The 3,681-nt window shown below is 41.0% G+C and carries 1 protein-coding gene and 1 pseudogene; both read right to left on the bottom strand.

The window, feature by feature from the left end; all coding sequences use genetic code 11:
* Positions 1-90 precede the first annotated feature (90 nt).
* Positions 91-1,173, bottom strand: a complete 1,083-nt coding sequence (locus AC2VDX_RS21605; protein ID WP_378181704.1) for a hypothetical protein — start codon at positions 1,171-1,173, stop codon at positions 91-93.
* 709 nt (positions 1,174-1,882) lie between these two features.
* Positions 1,883-3,556, bottom strand: a pseudogene (locus tag AC2VDX_RS21600) (GAF domain-containing sensor histidine kinase); the annotation flags it as partial.
* Between the last annotated feature and the right edge of the window lie 125 nt (positions 3,557-3,681).

Raw genomic sequence — 3,681 nt, 5'->3', positions numbered from 1 at the left:
GGGATGGGCATCTCTAGCTAAATGTTTGAAAACTTGTAATTCTACATCCATTGCCCTACCTACTGTGTAGAGTTTTATTTTTCAATTTCTTTATTCATTATATTCGGAAAGTGACAGAAGAGGGATAGTATTAAAGACAACTTTTTGAAAAAACTTGATAATTCCAAACCCAACCAGCGGAACTAGCAAGATATAAACATAACTGATCAGGAAAAGCAACCCGCCAAAAAGGACGCTAATAATATCGAAGAGAGATTGAAATATTACGCCAACTTGAAGAAATTCAAAGATTTTAAGGATTAGCGGTATAAAAAAGATAACCAGCAAATGCCAGCTAATCAGCGAGATGAGTCCATATCCTTTTCGTTGAGCAAAGTTGTGAACTAATAAGGCAACGAAAATCAGCGGTAGAAGAAAGAGAGATTGAAACCCAAATTGGATACTGGGATACCAAAATGACGCCTGCTGATAGCCTTTTTCAACTTCCCTAAAGTTTCCGTCATCCTTAACAAAGGCTATCAAACTAAGGCTTTCCGGTTTAGCAATCAATTCGCTTTTAAGATTAGAAATTTCTTTAGCAAGCGTAGAAATTGTGCGAGTGTTTTGCTCTAACGCTTGTTTGGCTTTTTCAGCACCGACGGAATTAATAGAGCGATCGCGAGACTGACCCGCAATCTTTTCTAAGAGTGATGAGTCATATTGTGTACGAATAGTCCGATTTGCTTGTTCAAGGCTACTGATTTTTTCTTGTTTCTGAGCGATAGTTTTTAGGATTTGCTGATTTGCCGAGTTATTAACCTTATCTTTGTAACCGCCATACGTTAAGCAGGTTTCCGAAACGTTGCCTAAATGCCCTGATTCGGCTTGTTGATATGTCTGCTTAAAACTAGATTGAGTGTTATTTTCATAGGGAAAGGAAAGCCTGAAAAATTCATAATCTTTATCTTTAGTGGTTTGGGTTCGGTAAGTTTGCCATTCGGAATAACAGGGATAAGCCTGCGAAGGAGCGATATGCCATCTGCTAATATCATCCAGACCCGTAAAAACATTAACTAAAATAAAAATATCAATCAAAATAATGACAATCAAACTCACTTTATTGAGTGGTTCGTTATTGATTTTCCTGGACTTACTAAAAAATTGACCCAAAATCCGGCGTAGTCTGGCAAACATCTTGTCTTTTTAATAGGCAGTAATTGAATCTTAATTGATTTTAAATGACAAAGGTTCAAAAACAGGGCAAAAATTCATCTATCTATCTATCAGAAGATTTGTTAAGAGAATGCTTGAGAAGTACTGGATGCTGCACCAATTACTCTGCTATTTTCACGTTTAAGACTGTTCTCCTATGCTCGAAGAATTTTTCTGGCTGTTTTGTGGGATATTTGGCATGACAGCGACAGGGAGAAATTAGGCTAATAGTGTGGTTGAGAGGTGGCTTAGTTGATGGCGTCCCAACCACGCCAGGTATTTACCCGTAGAAAGCTTTATTTTTCAGGTAGAAATTTATTTTCTAGTCAACGACTTTATTTTTGGTTTACAATTGTTCTCGCTCTAAATACTTATAGTATCTAACTATTTCATCTGTCTATTGCAGCTTGAAGCTCAAAGCGAGAGCTTACTGCCATTCAGCAACGCTACAAAAGTTTATATAGCAGTCCTATTTGATTAGTGAAGAATAACGAACCGCAGAGGACGCAGAGAGCGCAGAGAAAGAAAAGAGAAAGTAAAACTCACTTAGGATTGCTATAGATACAGATGAGATCGGGAATGAGTAAGGGGCAGTGGATGACTTCTGACTATTGTCCACAACCAGATAATCTACGAAAAGCGATCGCACTTAGGGCAAAAGATACTAATGATGTTCTTAAATAGCGCAGTTCTACCCATTTATTGGAATAGAAATAACAAACTCGGAGCCATGCCCTAAAGAAGAATTCACCTCCAACGTCCCCTGGTGTTTTTCTACAACAATTTGGCGGGCAATAGACAATCCTAAACCCGTTCCTTCACCCACAGGTTTGGTTGTGAAGAGGTGATCGAAGATTTTTTGTTTCACTTCATTAGTGATACCACCTCCATTGTCCTTAATCCTAATCAAAACTCGTTCGCCCTTTGCGCTCACAGCAGTTTGAATCGCGATCTGGTTGGGTAGAGCTTGAATCTCAGTAAAGCTACGTCCCTTACTTTGTTCTTCCAGAGCATCAATGGCATTTGCCAAGATATTCATAAATACCTGATTTAGCTGTCCGGGGAAGCATTCCACCGGAGGCAAATTGCCATACTCTTTCACAATTTCAATGGCAGGACGGTTTTCATTGGCTTTTAGACGATGCTTGAGAATCAGGATAGTGCTGTTGAGTCCATCGTGAATATTGAAAGGAACTGGGCGATCGCTATCTGCCCTCGAAAAGGTTCTCAAACTCGTACTGATGCCGCGAATGCGATCGACACCCTCATTCATCGACTGAATCAGTTTGGGTAGATCATCTCGCAAATACTCTAAGTCAATCTCCTCAATTTCTTTCTCAATTTCCACTCCTGGAATGGGAAACTTTTCTTGATAAAGGTCGATTAGGTTGAATAAATCCTGCACATAATATTGCGCGGGTTGCAGGTTTCCGGCAATAAAGCCTACAGGATTGTTAATTTCGTGGGCAACTCCTGCTACTAAATTGCCGAGAGCAGACATTTTTTCGCTCTGTACCAGTTGCAGTTGCATTTGTTTGAGATCGGTGAGATAAAGCTCTAGTTTTTGGGCATACTCTTGAGATTGCTGATACAGACGAGCGTTCTGTAAGGAAATTGCCGCTTGGGAACAGAGGATGTTGAGGAGGGCGACGCGATCGCTCGTAAATGCTCCGGTTGTTAAATTGTTTTCCAAATACAGAATTGCCATCATTTTGCCTTGATGGAGGATAGGAGTACACAGAATACTCTTAGGTTGCTGCTGCTTCATATAGGGGTCAGAAGCAAATGTTAATTGAGTCTTGGCATCATCGAAAACTAGGGTTTCTTTAGTCCGTTTGACGTAGTTAATGAGGGTATGAGGAATTGACCCGCTCTCTTCGAGGGGAATATCTTGCAGAATGCAGCCTTGGCGATCGCTACAGTGGACGGCGATTTTCCAGTTCTCCTCTTCTTTCAAAATCAATACTCCTGTTTGAGCGCCTGCATTCTGAATCGCCACTTGCATCAGGGTAGTGAGCAATTGTTCGAGCTTAATTTCGCTAGACAAAGCTTGATAAGCTTTGATAACCGTGGGTAAATCTACGACTGCGATGCTGGTACTCCCAGCAATTGTTTGGTTCGTGCTAAAAGATGAGGTGCTATTGGAGGTAGTGCTGGCCTCGAACGAACGAGCTTTATCCTGTTTTAAGATAGGAGCAAGTAGTTGGGGATAGCGTTGTTCTAGATCGTCAATCTTCACTTTGGCTCCCCAACGAGCGTAGCCGTAGTAAGCATCTACGAGATACACCTGGGCAATTTTTTCTTTACCCCATTCCAGGTAGAATTTGGCAGCCAATTCGTAGGCGATCGCTTCTTCTTGTTGATATAGCTGTCGCCAGGTGCATTAGGACATAGACTATGAGGGATGTCGTTGTCGTCTATTTTCAAACTTTTATGGCTAAACCCTACAGCTATGACCTGCGGCAAAAGGTGATTGAAGCGATCGAGCTG

This window comes from Coleofasciculus sp. H7-1 (genome assembly GCF_057473865.1).
This window is presented reverse-complemented; position numbering and strand designations above follow the sequence as displayed.